Below are 18,012 nucleotides of genomic sequence, written 5' to 3' on the forward strand. Positions count from 1 at the left end.
AATTCAACTACATCACTCTCAAGGAGGTACTCTATTTCATTACAACTAACTTCTTAATTGAAACAAAATTTCCTGCAACCATTCTGTAGAAGTACACTCCTGAAGAAAGGTTACCAGCATTAAATGAGAGAGTATAGTAACCTGGTTCTTTAACTTCATTAACAAGTGTTGCAACTACCTCTCCGGTTACATTAAATATTTGAACTGTTACCTGCTCTTTGACAGAAACTGTAAAATCAATATTCGTTACCGGATTGAATGGATTCGGATAGTTTTGACTAAGATTGAATTCTGTAGGTTGAGTGAAAACTTCAATCTCTTTTGAATATGATTCAGTTCCATCTAAATCAACTTGACGCAATCTGTATTTATAGGTTCCTGCTAAAGAAATTTTATCTGTGAAAGAATATTCCGTTGGTTTAGTTGAGTTACCTTTACCCTCAACAAAGCCAATATTGGTCCAATCAGAATTCAATTTGCGTTGAACTTCAAATCCCTTGTTATTCTTTTCTGTAGCAGTTCTCCATCTGAGTTCAACTTTATTTTCTCTAACATTCGCTGTGAAAGAAACCAATTCTACTGGAATTACTAATGGTGAATAAACAAGATGATAAACTCCAATATCTAATCCCTGTCGGGCATGATCACTGCCAACATTATCAAATCGTGCAATGGAGAAATAGTTTCCATTATTCAAATCAGCAATAAAATCATCAGTATTACCTGTGTTTAAGGCTCTCTTGATTTCAAGTGACCAATAACCGGTTGACGGATTAAATTCTGCTTTTGCAGTTACATCAGCACGGCTACCAGTAATTGGGTTTGGTGAATCATTCAAGATATAACCAGGAATTTTATCTCCAGCTACCCAACCGGAATTTACGAAAGGAAGTGCGGTTGATTGCAACAACCATGGAGCTAAATTAGAACTTGCATCAGGTCCTTGAGAAAGTGGTAATGTACCGGAAATATTATCAACTCCAAAACTTCCTGAAATTACCACATCATTCTTTCTTCCGGTATTATCCCAATACTGATCATCAAGATAACTTATCGGATTTGTTCTTTGTGCCTTCCAATGCCAAACATCCATTTTGTTGTTTTGTGTTGCGTGAGCAGTTTTTTCATTATGACAGGTTCTGAAACAAGCAGCACCGTAACCATCATCCATCTTCCAAACAAATGAAAGTCTGTCTTCATCACCTGATTGAGTCCATGTTGTACCATCAAATGTCCATCTCTTCCTGAATTCACTCTTTGATGGTGGAACAACTCCAGTTGGATATTCTCTATGTCCATCAAGCCAGGTTGCTAAAGCATAAATATTATTATCATCATACAAAAACTTAACTTTTATATTTGATACTGTTACAATTGAATCGGCATAATTCCACAGTGCTTCGGGAACACCATCAATAATTATCGGAGTATCTGTCTTTTTAGCTGTAATAGTTCCACCAGGATACTTAGTCTCTAATGCAGCATGTGTGATTGCAATTGTCTGGAATACTCCAAGTCCACCACCAGAATGGCAATTAGCAGTAGCGCAGGACAAACCAGATGTTGCATACAAAGGAATTGCAGTTTGATGTGCGCTTGACAAATACGGAACTTTAACATGGCATGATTGGCAAACTTCATTAGCATCGCTTGTAAATCTGTCGTGCGAGTTGTCCAAGTGACATGGATTACATGTTCCTAATGAAGCGGTATAATTAGTACTCTTGAAATGTTTTACATGATACAATCTGTAAAGTGGTTTACTCATATTATCTGTGTGACAAGGCAAGCAATCTTCGACACCAAAAGAACCGTGATGTTTTGCGGGTCCATTTACACCGTGGCAAGTTGCACATGATTGACCAGCAACTGCTGAAGACATTGGAACAGGATCAATTGTTGTAGTACCAACCTGAAAATCTATTCTATATGATTTTTCAATCGTAGCACCAAAAATTCTTTTAGCAGACAAATAAGCTGTATAAGTTCCATTTCCGAATTTCGTCAAAGAATCTGGTGGAATAATTACTTTAATTGGATTGCTGAATGCAGTGCCAGATGGTAAACCAGACCATGGAGCTACAGGATATGTTTGAACTATATAGTTGTTAACTATATTCTGAAGATTCATTATTCTCATGTAGTCTCTCTTTGGTCCTGAAATAACTAACTCAAGCTTTTGAATTCCAAGTGTCTGTGCCTGTGTTTGCCAATCTAATACAAGACCGCTATCAGAAGCCAGGTTAATATTTATTTGAATTGTATCGCCAGCAGAGAAATAACCACTGCCAGGAAGATTTGCAATCTGTGCCTGAATCTGTAATCCTGTGGTATTTTGTGCAGCAAATGCAATTGGAACTGTTTGCGTATTAAAAGTAATAGATGGATTTCTCCAGACAAATTTCAAACTATCCATTCCAGCAACAACCGGAAAACCAAAACCAGCAGGTCCGTTTTTGAATTTTATTTTCATACTGGTTTCACCAGCTATAACATATTGAGGATAGTTTAATGATGAGTCATTTGCCCAACCAGTTACCCCAAATTTAACTTCATATTCGATTTCAGGAATTTCTCTTGTTCCGCCATAGAAACCTTCAATAGTATAGGTTTTTATTAATGTGTCTCCAATACCTCTAACAGCATAAACATCAACATAGTAAGTTCCGGCTGTATCCATCCAACCCTGTGTAGCAGCAGATCCGCCGGTGATAGTCCAGGCAGTAGTCGATCTCACTGCTTTTAATGAACGATTTGGAACCTGAAAACGAACTGAATCAGCTCTGATAATTGTTTTAGTCCAGGTTGTATCGAAAACAATTCCATTCCAGTTTAAAAGTTTGAATGGGCTATCATCGCTAGGATCGGTAAACCACTGATATGCCTGGAATGGCAATGGGGCTGAACCGCTCTCAGGAATTCTCCATGTCCCTTTAAGTTCTATATCTTTAACATAAACTGAGTCACCCGAAACGACAGCAATTGATGACGGAGTTTTAATCATTCCAACATTATGCATTTGTTCAAACTTTAGTTGAAGAGCTGTATTAGCTTCAACTGAAGCATTTAAAAGTTGAAATGTTATAAATATTGCTACGACGGCAATTGATAAAAGTAAAAGACCTTTCTTCATATTTTCACCTTTTTTTATTATTTAGGAATTTGCATAGCGCCTTTATATAAACGAATTTTGTGCCGTCAGAAAAAATTTATTTAATGATAATTTTTTATTCCTGTAAATCAATGTGAGCTAATTAAGCACACATCACTGAGCTATTTGAACACACTTATTTTTTATTTGTTAAATATTTTATTGAAATAGTATTCATCGGGACGGTATATAAATTGTCAAAGTAAGTATGCTATGTTAAAAAAATTCAAATTGGATTTTATCTCTAGACCTGTTTTTGGTTCACTCATCGTTGTTCTTATTGCTGGCACACTGTTATTTGCAGAAAAATATTATGAGAATCAAAACACAAAAGCTATTATTAGCAGAACTAAAGTTTATATTAACAACGCTTTAAATAAACTTGTACTGGCTTTTTATAAGAGATATGAATTAAAGAATTTTAATCAAAATTATATTACATCTAATTCTTCTAATGAAGTAGAACTGATAGACTCTGTATTCAAAGAAATTTCAAGTAATGAATTGTCTTATTATACGGGTGTTGAGGGTGGTTTCTATTTATCCGAATCAAGAAAATTTGTTGGTTTCGCTTTCCCAACAAGTCCACCTCCACAACCTTCATACGGACCTCCGCCTCGTGAGTATAATATTGTATTAAATCAAATTGAAGAATCTTTAAATCGCCATGAACAGATAACCAAAGTTTATCAGTTTGAACCCACAGTATTTTTACTCGCCACAAAACATTTGAAAATTGAAAATAAAATTGTTGGAGCTGCGTATGCTATTATAAGAGTTGAACAAATTCTTCCATTTTCTTTTTATAAAAAATTTTTCCCTATTGTACTCTTTCTTTCATTCTCCGGAATTGGGTTGGCGATTTATATTTCCTGGCTTCTCAGAAAGAGAGTTGAAGAAATTAAAAATGGTCTTGAACTAATTAAAAAAAATCAATCTCTTAGACTTCATCATCAAAAAGGAGTACTTGGAGTTATTTCAAAATCAATCAATAACCTTCTTGATGCCAGAGATGAGGAACAGCGCGAAAGAATAAGATTAGAAAAAGAGTTACAAATGAAAGAAAGAATGGCAGCATTGGGAAATCTAATAGCTGCTGTTACTCATCAGATTAAAACACCTTTGGCTATAATTAAATCGAAAATTCAACTTTGGCAAAGAAAAATAGAAAACATATCAGATGAAAATGCGAATGGTATAATTACAAAAGAGTCTATGTCAGAGATTGTTTCAGAAATTGATAGATTATCCGGGCTGGTTAATAAACTACTTTTGTTCTTAAAAAATCCTGTAGAAGATTTTATAGAAAGCGATATCAATGAAACGGTTGATAAAGTTCTGGGATTATTGAAGAGTGAACTCGATAGCAACAAAATCAAAGTCAGATTTGATCGTCAGAAATTACCATTAGTTAGAATTAATCCTTCATCATTTGAACAGGTGATAGTTAATATTTTAGTAAATGCTATTCACGCAATTCAGAATGATGGCGAAATCGTGATTCATACTTTTCAAATATCTGAAAACCAAATTGCGATAGAGATTAAAGACAATGGAATCGGAATTCCTTCAGAAATAATAGATAAAATTTTTGATCCGTTTTTCACAACAAAAAAAGAAGGATATGGACTTGGACTTTCCATTGCATACGAAATTATTAAATTACACAAAGGTTCTATTAATGTTTTTCAGAATGAACCCAGAGGAACAATTTTCAGAATTATTTTACCAATAAATTAAATATTGAATTGTACTATGAATGCTGAGAATAAAATTTTGGTTGTAGATGATGAAATTAAAATGCTTGCAACAGTCCGAGAAATTCTGGAAAATGAAAAATATTCTGTTGATGAAGCAACAGATGGAATCATCGCTTTGGAAAAAATTAAATCTAATCACTACGATGCCGTAATTCTGGATATTAATTTGCCTTATAAAGATGGACTGGAAGTATTACAAGAAATTAAGAACATCGATAATGATTTACCTGTAATTATGTTCACCGCCTTTGGTTCAAATGAAAGAATAATTAAAGCAATGAAAATTGGTGCTTTCGATTATATTGATAAACCTTTTGAACTTGATGATTTTCTTTTCATCATTAAAAGAGCAATCAGATACTCAAATCTCATTAGCGAGTTAAATTCAATAAAACATAACACTTCATTTGTCAGTCCGCAGATAAATTATGACGATATAATCGGTTCTTCATACAAGATGAAGCAAATCTACAAATTGATTGGAAGAGCTGCTCCGACTGATGTTACTGTTCTTATTGAAGGCGAAAGCGGAACTGGTAAAGAAATTATTGCAGATACCATTCAGAGGCATTCACTACGAGCTAACAAACCATATATTAAAATTAATTGTGCTGCAATTCCAGATACTTTGCTCGAAAGCGAATTATTTGGTTATGAAAAAGGTGCATTCACTGACGCCACAAATAAAAAAATCGGAAGATTCGAACTGGCAAATGGAGGAACAATTTTCCTTGATGAAATTAATAATATGAGTCTTGCACTACAAACTAAGTTGCTGAGATTTCTTCAACATAAAACTTTTGAAAGAGTTGGTGGTAACGAAACGATATCTGTTGATGTAAGAATAATTTCGGCTACAAATAAAAATATTGAAGAGGAAGTTAAGCTCGGAAACTTCAGAGAAGATTTGTTTTACAGACTTAATATAATGCATATAAAAATTCCTCCATTAAGGGAACATAAGGAAGATATACCTTTGTTGGTTGAGCATTTTATCCAAAAACATTGTCACAAAAAAAATCTAACAATTTCAGATTCTGCACTTGAATTATTAATGAATCACACCTGGCAAGGGAATATTCGTGAACTTGAAAATGTTATTCAAAGAGCTTTGATTGTTGCGCAGGGTTCCGTCATATCAAAAGAAGATATTGCTATTCCACTCAATGATGAATATAAAGTCTCAACTCATAAATTCTCTAATGAAGAAAATTTTAACCTTCACGAAGCAATCGCAAATTTAGAGAAAGAATTAATAATTAAAGTATTGAATAAAACAAATGGGAATAAATCGAAAGCTGCTGAATTATTGGGAATAAATCGAAGGCAACTTTTCACAAAACTTCATCAGTATAATCTCTTTTCTTCAGTTATTTCAGACATGAAAGAATAAATCATAAATTTTTTTAATTCCTCTCTATCTTTATATTTAATTGTCAAAACATTCAGGAATAATTATGAAATCATTATTATTAATATTTTTTTTATCAGCATATACTTTAATTTCTTTTCCACAACACCTTCAAACTAAAAAAGAAATAAAGCCCGACTGGGAAGATGGATATCCTGAAGGTTGTACGACAATTACAGTTGGAAAGCTCGCCAGCTTTGATGGAAGTGTTATGACATCTCATACTGATGACAGCCACAGAACCAGAAGCGAATTTGACATCGTGCCTCCAAAAACATTTAAACCAGGTACATTGAAAACTCTCTACAAAAGAGTTCCGGATAATTCTAAAAAAATGCCTGCCTATAAGTTTGTTGAAACCGGAAAAATTCCTGAAGTTGAAAAAACCTTTGGATATATTAATACTGCTTATCCTTGTATAAATACCGAGCAACTTGCAATCGGAGAATCAACATTTGGTGGAAGACCGGAACTTGTTTCTGATAAGGGATTGATTGATTGCACTCAGCTTGTTACACTTATGGTTGAACGATGCTCAACTGCAAGAGATGCGATAAAAATGGCTGGAGAACTTTTAGGGAAATATGGTTGGAATGATGAAGGTGAGTGTCTCACAATTGCAGATCCAAATGAAGTCTGGATGTTCGAAGTGGTTGGTCCGGGTAAAGATAAAGTTGGAGCAGTTTGGGTTGCACAAAGAGTACCTGATGATCATATTTCAGTAAATGCTAATGCAAGTCGTATCAGACAAATTGATACAACCGATACAAACAATTTTATGTACTCAGAGAATGTATTTTCAGTTGCTTTAGAAAATGGTTGGTGGAACCCCAATCTTGGACCGTTTGAATTTTGTTATGCTTATGCTGATAGAAATTCACTTGCAGCCAGAAGAAGAGAATGGAGAGTATTTGATTTAGTTGCTCCATCTCTAAAACTTGATCCAAATTCTGAAAATTACCCATTCTCAGTCAAACCTGATAAACCTGTCACTCTGGAAAAGATGGTTGAAATTTTTTCAGACTATTATGAAGGAACTGACTTCGATATGACAAAGAATCTTACTGTGACTGATGACAGCGGAAGAACAATTATTTCACCATTGGCAAATCCACAAATGCCCTATGATATGAATAAGTTATTAAAAATAAACGGTGGATGGGGCTGGAGAGGAGAAAGAACAATAGCGCGATGGTATACAATGTATGCAACTATTATTCAATGCAGAAGTTGGTTACCAAATGAAATAGGTGGTCTTGTATGGCTTGCGTGGGATAATGTTGCAACTTCAATCTACACACCTCATTATTGCAGTATAACCAAAGTGCCCGAGACATCTTCTACACCGGGAAGAGAAAATGGATTTACAAAAAAATCTGCCTGGTGGGCATTTAATGCAATGAGTTCTCTTGCCCATCAGCGTTGGGGCGATATGAGAAAAGATGTTCGTGCTGTTTGGGATCCCTGGCAAAAAGAATTGTTTGATAATCAAAATGCATTTGAACAGAAAGCTTTGGAACTACTTAAGAAGGATAAGAAACAAGCAATAAAATTTATTACGGACTATTGTTACGACTGGCAGGTAAAAGTGGTAGATCGCTGCTGGTTATTATTTGAAGAACTGATGACTAAATACGACGAATTATATTGATTTACTGACGGAAGTTCTCTTTGTTAGGAATTTGTAAATATATCCAAGCAATTGAATATAATTTGCAAGAAGGTATTTGTCTATAAATGTAATTCTGTTTGTTTCAATTTTTTCAATTTCACAATTTGCAAACAGCAGGCGTTTTGAATTCTTTTCTTTATTCTGTGTAGTCAGCATTTCTTCGTAATCTGCTAAAGTAACTTTGTCAGACATTATACCCTTTGCCTGAAGTTCAAATTTGTATCTTCCCTTCTTAGCAAAACCAGTGATATAAAATGATGGTTCTTGTTTGATATCCAGTATTTCTATTTCCTTAAAGCCGATTGAATTCAAAACAAGCTGAACCATTTCTTTAAACTTTGATAAATCTGTTTGTTCAATGAATGCAACTAACTCTTCATATAATTCTTTAGCACTTTCATCATCTGTAACCGAATGACCGAAAAATTTTAACCATTGAGATGCGGGAATCATATCAGCAATAACCTCATTCTTTACAAATTCAAATACATCTTTGTGAAGTAATCCTTTTGTTTGCAGAAAATATTTTAAATCTTCTTCAAAGGTATTTTTAATATAATAGTCGTATACAACTATTTTATTATTCCTTGGTTGTTCAAGTTTGAGCTCGGTCTCGTTTTGCCAATTTATTACAGGATTCCACCATTGATCAAAATTAACAATGTAAGAGATTTTACTTAAATCAATAGAGAGCTTTGCAGGTTTGAGATTCGTTATCAGAGCACAAATTTCTTTTCTGTTATAAAAGTCTTCTACAGATTTTTTTATCTCGTCAATGGTTGCACCATTTTTAATCATCACAAATTTCAAATCATTGTTTGTCAATACCTGATCCAGTTTCTTTAATCCGTTTTCATCGTACTGAGTAAAGATCAATGCTTTCCTTCTGTTTCTGGATATTGATACAAGTTGTTCTATCAGGTGAGTTGCTTTTGAACTGATGTTTCTGAATGATGAGAAATTTAAAATCTGCTTGAGTTTATGAATCAAAGTAAAAATATTGGACTGAAATTTAAATGGATTCATCGTCTCGAAAGTTTTTATCAATTCATCTTTAGCCGAATTAACTGCTTCTTCATATTCAAAAACCTGCATTTCATCGAGTTCAAACCAGATTTCTTTTCTTATTGTTTCTGAATCTGATTTAATTGAATCAATATTTCTTCCGAGATAACTGAACTTAACTTTGCTTCCGAAATCAAATTCATTCAGCAAGGTTTCATTAATTCCTTCACTGGCAATATCGGATGTTACCCAGAAATACTGTGGTTCAATTTTATTAATAATCTGATCTATCACTTCTTTCGAAGTAAAACCAGCGATCATATCATCCAGAATAACCAAATCAAATCGTCTTAATTTTTTAAGAAGCTCAAAGGAATCTGAGCCTAATTTATTGATGGGTAAAAATGTTAAGTGAGTTTGTCTTTCAGGATTTTCTTTTTCCGGGGAGATAATAGTGTAATGAAGATCGTGAAATTTTCTTAGCAGAATACTTTCCCATCCAAAATCATATTCAAACTTCTTTCCGATAGATGAATCAAATAATTTCTTATCCTGAGTAATACACAAAACAGAATTAACATTTCCTGTTCGAAGTAGAAACTTTGCAGCAGCTAACAACTGAGTCTTTTTATCAATTCCAAGTTCATCAGCGAGAATTGCAAAATTATGTTCTGTTAAAAACTTAGCACCTTCAATTTCGTGTTCTCTCAGGAAGTTAAGCTGATTAACTACATCTTCCCATTTCAAATCAACAATTGGTGATAAAATATGTTTAATTTTATCAGACAGTGAACTATGCTCAGAACCTAATACATCAATTACTTCTGCTTTAGTTTCATATTGTGAGAAATTAATTTTTTGAGTTGATGTTTTATTCAACTCAAATTTTGCTTTTGAAATTTTTGGTATTGAATCTATAGAAGTCTTAAAGTCATAGATTGGTGTTATTTCCAAATCAATAATTGGAATAATTCTGGTTGAGGTAATAGTGTTGAATATATTTTCAACGCCTGGGACTTTGATCTTATAAATTTTGGGTGTCTTAATTTTATCAACTTCAAATTTTTGCCACAAATTTTTCTGATCAATATCAAAGGAAACAGATTGCTCATCAAGTAAATCAATTTTGATTATCTCCGGAATCATCTCAGCCAGATAATCTTTTATCAGCGGCTGTCTTATTAGCATCGGCATTTCTTTAAGAGAAGGTAAAGAGATAGCAAACTGCTTTTGAATAATTTTCGGTGCTTCCGGAATATAAATTTTTGATTTGTTAATTACCGTAGTTTCTAAATTGAATTCATAAGATTGGACTTCAGCTTTTTTATTACAAACAAAAATGTCGCTTTTATCAATAACTTTTTGTTTCGGAATTGTGAAGAAAACCATATAGCTTCTTGCCTTCTGGTTAAATTCCGGAAACTTAATCTGTGGCAATTCTGGCTCAGTAAAATTAAACTTAAATTTTACAGCCAATGGTGGACGAAGTTTATCGAACTCTACGAGATAAGGGTCTTCAAATGTGCGGACTTTTGGAATTTCTATTTTTTTATTTACTGGCGGACGAAGCCATTTGTTGAATTGAAATTCATCACGAACCTCAATCTTTGAGATTGAGGTCGCTAATTTTTTTCTGGCTTGTCTTACAACCAATTTTAGTCACCTGTTCTTTGAGATTGAACCTGTTCACAAGCTAGTTTCAGTCTCTCAAATGGTTCGGAAAGGTTTCTTGATTCAGCTATCTTTTCTAGTTTTTCTTTTATAGACTGTAATTCTTCTTCAAACTTCTTAGCACTTTCAAGATATGCTTTTGCACTACCGTTCATCGGAGTATTAAGCGGAATGAGAACTGTATTCCCTTTCGCTTTGCTGCTCTCGTCATTCACAATTCTTACTACTCTTATTCCCTGTTTATTGTTTGCACTTAAGAAAAGAGGATCTTTTACCAGAATCATATCAACTTGTTCGTTGATTGCATTCAACAAAGGAATTGCAATTAATTCGACAAGTACATGCTCAAGCAAAACATCACCGTACAAAGTTTTCTGAAAACTTGTTGGTTTAATCGGTGCTGTAACCCTGAATTCAAGTGGTTTGGTTTCTGCATCTGTAACTAAAACAGCACCCATAATGCCTCCGTTATCGGGCAAATTATAAGTCTCAAGAAAAGCTAATTTTGCGATATCCATTTTAATCCTCTTTGAAAAATTTGTTCGATATTTATGGTTTATTTTTGCATATTCAATGCCAAATTAAGAATCACTACATCAACTCTTAATATTAAATATTCCTCGAATTCTTTTAAAATATCAGTCAATATTGACTGACAGATTTGTCGCCATTTTTTTTGAAATTACTTTAGTTTCAATTCTTTTTATGTACGATGAATAATTTTGCAATGATTACTTAATTTCATTTTAGATTTTACACATCGGGTCGTTTATAGTTTCCCGAAGCTCAACTCCAAATTCGTTATGAAGATTTGAAATAATTTGTAAGTTTTACCGAGCTTCAAAAATTAAATCTCTGAATAAATGATATTAACATATGGTATTTGCTCTTTGTCAAGTGATTTTAATTACAATCCTGATTAAAAGTTCTTGCTTTATAATTAAGTGATATGTAAGTTTATGTAGACTAAATCTAAATAGTTTGGAAAAAAGATGAAAACAGCTGCAGAATTAAAACACGGAGAAAAAGCAAGAATATCTGATATAAATTCAGATAATCCTTCTTACAAGAGATTAATTGAAATTGGATTTACACCTGGACAAGAAATAGAACTTGTGAACACTTCTGTGTTCGATGATCCAATGGCTTTTTCGATCAGAGGAACTTTAATTGCTATAAGAAGAAATGAAGCTGACTGTATAATTTTGTCATGAACATTGATGTTGCTAAGCGAATTCCTCTGATAACTCTTGTCGGTCCTCCTAACTCTGGTAAAACTACTCTATTCAATTACCTTAGTGGTAAAAATTTTAAAACTGTAAATTATCCCGGCTCAACAGTAGAATATTATACATGCAAAATTCAGGATAAATATAATATTGAAGCCAATCTTCTCGACTCTCCCGGAATTATTTCACTCAACCCAAATTCACCTGATGAAGAAGTTACAGTTAATTCTTTATATAATCATCCGGAATTTGGTGTCCCTGATTTAGTAATTGCCACTGCTGATTCAAGCCAGCTATCACGTCATTTACTTTTAACAAAACAATTGTTGACTGCTGGGTTTCGGGTTATACTAGTTCTTACAATGCGAGACTTACTAGAAAAAAAAGGATTAAAAGTAAATACCGATAAACTATCTAAACTTCTTCGTTGTGATGTTGTAACAGTAAACGGTAGAACCGGTGTTGGCATTGATGATTTGATTCTTAAAATAGAAAAAAATCTAAAAGGAGTTACGAATAATCATTTTCAACCTTATACACTTTCAAATGAATTAAGCAAAGAAAATTTAATCACTCTTTACTCAGAGATTGAAGATTTAACACGTGCAGTAATTGAACCAATCGAAACTCCTGACCTGGAAAAGATTAATAAAGAATTGAAAATACTTAATCCGGTTTTAACAGAGCCAAGTTTGCAGCCGGATTTATTCACATTAAAACTTGATCGAATTCTTTTACACAGAAGATACGGATTATTATTTTTCTTCCTTATAATGACTACCATGTTTACATCCATCTTCTGGCTCGCTGATCCTTTCATGACAATGGTTGATGATTTCTTTTCCTATATGGCACAAACTTCTTCAGAACTTTTAGGTAATACATGGTATTCTCATCTAATTAGTGATGGTTTGATAAGTGGTACCGGTTCTGTGTTAGTTTTTCTTCCTCAGATTTTAATTCTATTTCTAATTCTCGGTTTGCTTGAAGATACAGGTTACCTTGCACGAGGTGCAATGATGATTGACAAACCGTTATCCAAAATCGGATTAAATGGAAAATCATTTGTGCCTATGCTATCCGGCTTTGCTTGTGCAATTCCTGCGATGCTTGCTGCCAGAACAATTTCAAATAAGCGTGAAAGATTGTTAACAATTTTTATTATTCCGCTAATGAGTTGTAGTGCGAGATTGCCAGTATATGTTTTGTTAGTTGCATTCTTAACTCCATCTGATAAACCTTGGTTTGGTGGAATACTGCTTGCTTCAATTTATCTGTTTAGTATAATTAGCTCAATTATTGTTGCATCATTGATAAATAAATTCAGTAAGAAGCTCATAAAAGCTGAAGATAATTCTTCTTTCATACTTGAGTTACCAGCTTACAGAATTCCTAAACTTAAAGTTGTGTTGAAAAATTCTTACATCAATGCATTGCATTATATTAAAAGAGCCGGACCAATTATTCTGTTACTTTCGTTGATAATCTGGTTTTTAACATATATGCCTAATCATTCTCCTCAGATTGATGCGACTGGATTAAACCAAGAAGAAATTATTCAATTAGAAAAATCGGAAAGATTGGCAACATCATATGCTGCGGAGCTTGGAAAATTCATTCAACCAATTATGGCCCCGTTAGGTATGGATTGGAGAATCGGTGTTTCGTTAATTGCAGCTTTTGCAGCACGAGAGGTTTTCGTTTCATCACTTGCTTTGATTTTCAGAGTTACAGATGATGAGAATATTCAATCATCACTATTAACTGCAATGCAAACGGCTACTAATCAGGAAACAGGTGAACCATTATTTACTACTGCAACGGTAATCGGACTTGTGGTTTTCTTTGTATTTGCTTTGCAATGTATTTCTACAATTGCAGTTTCAAGAAAAGAAACCGGTGGTTGGAGAATTCCGATTCTTCAATTAATAATTTTTACTTCAACAGCTTATTTGTTTACATTAATTACAGTGAATGGACTAAGATTGTTAGGCATTAATTAGTTCGAGGTTTACCTTGATAAAACTATTCAGCTCATTTATTTTTAAGTGCAATTAAAAAAAAGAAAATGAAGAACGAAAAAGCTGAAGAAATTTTCCGCAAATTTCTTAAACAGGGCAAAAACAGAATAACACCCGAAAGATTTGAAGTACTTGAATATGCTCTTGAACACGAAGGTCACTTTGGTGCAGATGATCTTTACATTAAAATGAAAAATGCAAAATCCAGAGTTTCAAGAGCTACAGTTTATAATACTTTGGAGTTGTTAGTTCAGTGCGACTTAATTTCCAAAAGAAATTTTGGTGATAACATTACCCGTTATGAAAGCAATTATAAAAAACAAACACACGACCACTTAATTTGTGTTGACTGCGGAAAGATTGTAGAATTCTCAGACCCGCGCATCAAAAAACTTCCGGAACAAATAAGTGATGATTTAGGATTTGAATTTGATAGTTATTCGTTTAATATTTTTGCCAGATGTAAGAATAGAAAGAATTGTAAAAACCAATAAACACTCTTTAAAAAATTTTACCAATGAAAAAAACGAAGTATCCTTTAAGCTGGTCCAAAAAAGATTTTTCAATTAAAATCTTTTGTTCTATCCCGAATATTGCTACAGGAATTTTAGTACGTGCAGGCGACGCAAATATTGTTATTGATCCCGGAGATGGAATTTTGCGAGACCTGAATAAAGAGTTAACAGTTGAACAGATAAAATCTATCTCAGATGTTTTCGTAACACACGGACATCACGATCATGTCGGTGGTGTTTGGTCTTTGCTCACTTACCTCCGTGTAATGAATAAAAAAACTCCGCTGACAATTTACTATCCCAAAGGTTGTATTGAGATCGAACATATTCATAACGCATTTGTAAAAGTCTATCAGGATTCACTTCCTTACATTATCAAACTTAAAGAAATAGATGGTAAATCTGTTGTTACAAGTAAAAAAGTTCGTATTAAACCATTTGAAGTGATTCATAAAGAAATTTTGAATGATGGTAGAGGAAAAAGACAAGTGCCAGCGTTGGGATATAATTTTTCTTATAACAAGATGAAAATCTGTTATGGTGGTGATACTGCTTATTGCGAAACTTTAGTGCGAAGTGCTAAAGGTGCTGATCTCGCAATTATCGAAGCCGGTCACGGTGAAGAAGAATCAGACGATATGCATATGTCTTTCAAAGAAGCAAAATCAATTGGCGAAACCGCAAAAGAATATTTTTTAGTTCATGTTCCCGAATAATTATGGAGTATTTAATGAATAAGATAAATATTGTATTACTTACATTTTTTATTACTCATTTTGTAATAGCACAATCACAAGATGAAAAATACAGATTTGAAGGCGAAAAGCATTTAAAAAACCTCAGAATGCTTACTGAAGTTGGTGAGAATGCAGAAGCATATTTTTCATTCGATGGTAAAAAATTAATTTTTCAGGCAACTGTTGATACTTTGAAATGCGACCAGATATTTACAATGAACATTGATGGCAGCGATAAAAAAATGGTTTCAACCGGCAAAGGCAGAACTACCTGTGCTTACTTTTATCCTGATGGAGAGAAAATACTTTATGCTTCAACTCATCATTTTGATGAAGAATGTCCACCTCCACCAGACAGATCTAAAGGTTATGTCTGGAAGCTTTACGATTCTTACGACATTTTTATGGCTGACAAAGATGGTAAAAATCTTGTTCAACTTACTAACTCAGGTAAGTATGATGCTGAAGCTACAATTTCTCCCAAAGGAGATAAAATCATTTTCACATCTACAAGAGATAACGATCCTGAACTCTATGTAATGGATCTTGATGGCTCTAATCAAACCAGATTAACTTTCGAAAAGGGTTATGATGGAGGCGCTTTCTTTTCTGCTGATGGAAGCAAAATTGTGTTCAGAGCAAGCAGACCGAAAACAGAAGCTCAATTAGCAGATTATGATGAACTTGTAAAATATGGATATGTGCGTCCGACCGCACTCGAAATATTTGTTATGGATGCTGATGGAAAAAATATGAAACAAGTTACCAATCTTGGTAAAGCCAGTTTCGCACCTTTCTTTCATCCTGATGGTAAACGAATTATTTTCTCATCTAATTATGGAAGCGAAAATGGTCGCGACTTTAATTTATTTATGATAAACATTGATGGAACAGGATTAAAGCAAATCACTTTTAATCCAACATTCGACGGCTTTCCAATGTTTTCTCCGGATGGTAAGTACTTAGTTTTTGGTTCAAACCGTTTCAATAAAAATCCAAACGATACAAACATTTTTATCGCTGAATGGGTAGAAGAAGAGTAAAGGAATAAATATGAAAAAATTAGTTTTAATAATTTTTGCATCACTGCAAGTTGCTTCTTTCTCTCAGGTTGTTGACTCACCTGAAATTACAAAAGAAGAAATCTATCAACACATAAAATATCTTGCTTCGGATGAATTGGAAGGAAGATTTACAGGTACTGAACAATGTCGTATTGCTGCAGAATATATTGCAAAGGAATTTGAAAAAGCCGGACTTCAACCAGCTTTCAACGGAAGCTACATTCAGGAATTTCCTTTTATCTCTGATATCAAATTAGGAGATAATTTTTGTGAGTTGATTAATGAAGAAAAAATTTCATTAAAAGTTAATAATGATTTCACTCCACTTCCCTTTTCCGATAACCTGACAGTTGAAGGTAAACTAATTTTTGCAGGATTTGGAATTTCTTCAAAAGAAAATAATTATGATGATTATGAAAACATTGATGTAAAAGACAAGATTGTGATTGTTTTCCGAAATCATCCGGATATAAATACTCCACATTCTCCGCTTGAACAATTTGCCGGCTTAAGATACAAAGCAACTGTTGCAAGAGATAAAGGTGCAGCAGGAATAATTTTCGTAAATACTTCTGACAAAAAAGATGATGATCAATTATTCAAACTTGTTTATGATGGAGCTGCAAAAGTAAAAGGAATTTCAGTAATACAAATTAAAAGAGATGTTCTGCAGAAACTTTTATCAAAAATTAAGCTTGATGCAGAAGAACTTGAAAAGCAGATAACAGAAAATAAGAAACCAATTTCATTTGAACTTAACACCACTGCAAAGATTAAGACAGAAGTTATTGAAGTTGAAAGCATTAGCTGGAATGTTGGCGGTTTATTAAAAGCTAACGATGAAAAATTATCTGATGAGTATCTTGCCATCGGTGCTCATTTCGATCATCTTGGTTGGGGAAAACAAAATTCACTTTATCAGGGTGAACCGGCTATTCATAATGGTGCTGATGATAATGCATCAGGCACAACCGGTGTGCTTGAGCTTTCTGAAAAATTTGCTTTTGAAAAAAATAATTTGAAGCGAAGTATTTTCTTCTTTGCATTTTCAGGTGAAGAACTTGGATTACTCGGTTCCAATTATCTTGTAAATCACTTTCCTGTTCCTACTGAGAAAGTAGTTTCAATGATAAATATGGATATGATTGGAAGATTGAAAGATAGCTCACTGATAGTTTATGGAACCGGAACATCTTCTAACTGGAAAAATACTTTAAATGATAAAAATTCATTTGGATTCAAATTGACTTTTAATGATGAAGGATTTGGTCCAAGCGATCATTCATCATTTTATGGTAAGAAAATACCTGTTTTATTTTTCTTTACCGGAACACATTCTGACTACCATAAACCAAGCGATGATTATGATAAAATAAATTCCGATGGTCAGGAAAAAATTCTTAAATACATTCACTCAGTTGCAACCGAAATAATTAACTCAGAAAACAAACCGGATTATCTCGCAGTTGAAAGAAAGGATTCCGGCAGAATGACTGCATCAAGAGTTTGGGTTGGAACTATTCCTGATTTTGCTGGTGATGTAGATGGTTATAAACTTGGTGGTGTTACTGAAGGCAGCCCGGCTGCTCTGGCTGGTCTGAAAGCCGGTGATATAATTACAAAATTTGGTGATAAGAAAATTTCCAACATCTATGATTTTACTTATGCGATTGGGAATTATAAACCAGGCGATAAAGTAAAAGTCTTAATTAAACGAGCTGACCAGGAGCTTGAAGTAGAACTTGAATTAAAAGCAAGGTAAAAGAGGAGCGGTAG

At 33.6% G+C, this 18,012-nt stretch carries 12 protein-coding genes; 9 read left to right on the forward strand and 3 right to left on the reverse strand.

Annotated features, from left to right (window positions below; all coding sequences use genetic code 11):
• Positions 1 to 31: 31 nt before the first annotated feature.
• A complete protein-coding gene (locus Q0X14_RS04130) occupies positions 32 to 3,133 on the reverse strand; it encodes an ethylbenzene dehydrogenase-related protein (protein WP_297842813.1) in 3,102 nt (1,033 codons plus the stop codon).
• 231 nt (positions 3,134 to 3,364) lie between these two features.
• On the opposite strand from Q0X14_RS04130, the gene Q0X14_RS04135 reads away from it, so the two are divergent.
• The 3 genes from Q0X14_RS04135 (at position 3,365) to Q0X14_RS04145 (ending at position 7,973) form a co-directional block, all read left to right on the forward strand.
• Complete coding sequence (locus Q0X14_RS04135) at positions 3,365 to 4,891, forward strand: ATP-binding protein (RefSeq protein WP_297842815.1); 1,527 nt, start codon at positions 3,365 to 3,367, stop codon at positions 4,889 to 4,891.
• Positions 4,892 to 4,906: 15 nt separating this feature from the next.
• On the forward strand, positions 4,907 to 6,304 hold the full coding sequence (locus Q0X14_RS04140) for a sigma-54 dependent transcriptional regulator (protein ID WP_297842817.1): 1,398 nt from the start codon (positions 4,907 to 4,909) through the stop codon (positions 6,302 to 6,304).
• A gap of 64 nt (positions 6,305 to 6,368) precedes the next feature.
• Positions 6,369 to 7,973, forward strand: coding sequence for a C69 family dipeptidase (locus Q0X14_RS04145; RefSeq protein ID WP_297842820.1), 1,605 nt, complete (start codon positions 6,369 to 6,371; stop codon positions 7,971 to 7,973).
• On the opposite strand, the gene Q0X14_RS04150 is transcribed toward Q0X14_RS04145, so the two are convergent.
• Together Q0X14_RS04150 and Q0X14_RS04155 are read right to left on the reverse strand one after the other, a co-directional pair.
• Entirely contained in the window at positions 7,965 to 10,652 is a 2,688-nt protein-coding gene (locus tag Q0X14_RS04150; RefSeq protein WP_297842822.1) for a helicase-related protein, read from the reverse strand. The two genes, Q0X14_RS04145 and Q0X14_RS04150, sit on opposite strands and share 9 nt — an antisense overlap.
• A gap of 2 nt (positions 10,653 to 10,654) precedes the next feature.
• Positions 10,655 to 11,188, reverse strand: a complete 534-nt coding sequence (locus tag Q0X14_RS04155) for a hypothetical protein (RefSeq protein ID WP_014560731.1) — start codon at positions 11,186 to 11,188, stop codon at positions 10,655 to 10,657.
• A 474-nt stretch (positions 11,189 to 11,662) separates the two neighbouring features.
• Between Q0X14_RS04155 and Q0X14_RS04160 the strand changes: the two genes are divergently transcribed.
• The 6 genes from Q0X14_RS04160 to Q0X14_RS04185 all read left to right on the forward strand — a co-directional run bounded on the left by Q0X14_RS04160 (position 11,663) and on the right by Q0X14_RS04185 (position 17,998).
• Positions 11,663 to 11,884, forward strand: a complete 222-nt coding sequence (locus Q0X14_RS04160) for a FeoA family protein (protein WP_014560733.1) — start codon at positions 11,663 to 11,665, stop codon at positions 11,882 to 11,884.
• Positions 11,881 to 13,902, forward strand: a complete 2,022-nt coding sequence (gene feoB, locus Q0X14_RS04165) for a ferrous iron transport protein B (RefSeq protein ID WP_297842828.1) — start codon at positions 11,881 to 11,883, stop codon at positions 13,900 to 13,902. The genes Q0X14_RS04160 and feoB overlap by 4 nt, the downstream gene beginning before the upstream one ends.
• 65 nt (positions 13,903 to 13,967) lie before the next feature.
• Positions 13,968 to 14,414: a transcriptional repressor gene (locus Q0X14_RS04170; RefSeq protein WP_297842831.1), complete on the forward strand. Its 447-nt coding sequence runs from the start codon at positions 13,968 to 13,970 to the stop codon at positions 14,412 to 14,414.
• 23 nt (positions 14,415 to 14,437) lie between these two features.
• Positions 14,438 to 15,151 (forward strand): MBL fold metallo-hydrolase, encoded by a 714-nt coding sequence (locus Q0X14_RS04175; protein ID WP_297842833.1) that lies wholly within the window; start codon positions 14,438 to 14,440, stop codon positions 15,149 to 15,151.
• Between the two features lie 14 nt (positions 15,152 to 15,165).
• A complete protein-coding gene (locus Q0X14_RS04180) occupies positions 15,166 to 16,215 on the forward strand; it encodes a hypothetical protein (RefSeq protein ID WP_297842836.1) in 1,050 nt (349 codons plus the stop codon).
• 10 nt (positions 16,216 to 16,225) lie between these two features.
• Entirely contained in the window at positions 16,226 to 17,998 is a 1,773-nt protein-coding gene (locus Q0X14_RS04185; RefSeq protein WP_297842839.1) for a M28 family peptidase, read from the forward strand.
• The last annotated feature ends 14 nt before the right edge of the window (positions 17,999 to 18,012 follow it).

The organism is Ignavibacterium sp. (assembly GCF_025998815.1).
Classification (GTDB): domain Bacteria; phylum Bacteroidota; class Ignavibacteria; order Ignavibacteriales; family Ignavibacteriaceae; genus Ignavibacterium.

Excerpts from the sequence above, each read along its gene's own strand:
- Q0X14_RS04130 (WP_297842813.1), bottom strand. The coding sequence starts at position 3,133 with ATGAAGAAAGGTCTTTTACTTTTATCAATTGCCGTCGTAGCAATATTT.
- Q0X14_RS04135 (WP_297842815.1), top strand. The coding sequence starts at position 3,365 with ATGTTAAAAAAATTCAAATTGGATTTTATCTCTAGACCTGTTTTTGGT.
- Q0X14_RS04140 (WP_297842817.1), top strand. The coding sequence starts at position 4,907 with ATGAATGCTGAGAATAAAATTTTGGTTGTAGATGATGAAATTAAAATG.
- Q0X14_RS04145 (WP_297842820.1), top strand. The coding sequence starts at position 6,369 with ATGAAATCATTATTATTAATATTTTTTTTATCAGCATATACTTTAATT.
- Q0X14_RS04155 (WP_014560731.1), bottom strand. The coding sequence starts at position 11,188 with ATGGATATCGCAAAATTAGCTTTTCTTGAGACTTATAATTTGCCCGAT.
- Q0X14_RS04160 (WP_014560733.1), top strand. The coding sequence starts at position 11,663 with ATGAAAACAGCTGCAGAATTAAAACACGGAGAAAAAGCAAGAATATCT.
- feoB (WP_297842828.1), top strand. The coding sequence starts at position 11,881 with ATGAACATTGATGTTGCTAAGCGAATTCCTCTGATAACTCTTGTCGGT.
- Q0X14_RS04170 (WP_297842831.1), top strand. The coding sequence starts at position 13,968 with ATGAAGAACGAAAAAGCTGAAGAAATTTTCCGCAAATTTCTTAAACAG.
- Q0X14_RS04175 (WP_297842833.1), top strand. The coding sequence starts at position 14,438 with ATGAAAAAAACGAAGTATCCTTTAAGCTGGTCCAAAAAAGATTTTTCA.
- Q0X14_RS04180 (WP_297842836.1), top strand. The coding sequence starts at position 15,166 with ATGAATAAGATAAATATTGTATTACTTACATTTTTTATTACTCATTTT.
- Q0X14_RS04185 (WP_297842839.1), top strand. The coding sequence starts at position 16,226 with ATGAAAAAATTAGTTTTAATAATTTTTGCATCACTGCAAGTTGCTTCT.